Source organism: Paenibacillus glacialis (genome assembly GCF_001637205.1).
Lineage (GTDB): Bacteria > Bacillota > Bacilli > Paenibacillales > Paenibacillaceae > Paenibacillus_AQ > Paenibacillus_AQ glacialis.
This window is the reverse complement of record NZ_LVJH01000028.1, coordinates 1-691: the sequence shown is the minus strand read 5'-3', so window position 1 is coordinate 691 and position 691 is coordinate 1. Positions and strand designations below refer to the sequence as shown.

Sequence of the window (691 nt, the reverse complement as noted above, 5' to 3'; positions counted from 1 at the left end):
TTTTCCACTTAACACACACTTTGGGACCTTAGCTGATGGTCTGGGCTGTTTCCCTTTCGACAATGGATCTTAGCACTCACTGTCTGACTCCCGGACATAAGTACATGGCATTCGGAGTTTGACTGAGTTTGGTAACCCTTGCGGGCCCCGCACCCAATCAGTGCTCTACCTCCACGACTCTTCATTCCGAGGCTAGCCCTAAAGCTATTTCGGGGAGAACCAGCTATCTCCGAGTTCGATTGGAATTTCTCCGCTACCCCCACCTCATCCCCGCATTTTTCAACATGCGTGGGTTCGGGCCTCCAGTGCGTGTTACCGCACCTTCACCCTGGACAGGGGTAGATCACACGGTTTCGGGTCTACGTCCACATACTCAAATCGCCCTATTCAGACTCGCTTTCGCTGCGGCTCCGCCTTCTCAGCTTAACCTTGCATGGGAACGTAACTCGCCGGTTCATTCTACAAAAGGCACGCCATCACCCATAGATCGGGCTCTGACTTTTTGTAAGCACACGGTTTCAGGTTCTATTTCACTCCCCTTCCGGGGTGCTTTTCACCTTTCCCTCACGGTACTGTTTCACTATCGGTCGCTAGGGAGTATTTAGCCTTAGCAGATGGTCCTGCTGGATTCATACGGGGTTTCACGTGCCCCGCACTACTCGGGATACACCTCGGAGGGATTGGACTTTTG

Annotated in this window: 1 rRNA gene; it reads right to left on the bottom strand. The window is 52.7% G+C overall.

Annotation, left to right across the window (positions count from 1 at the left end):
• Window positions 1-691, bottom strand: a 23S ribosomal RNA gene (locus tag PGLA_RS15940); the annotation flags it as partial.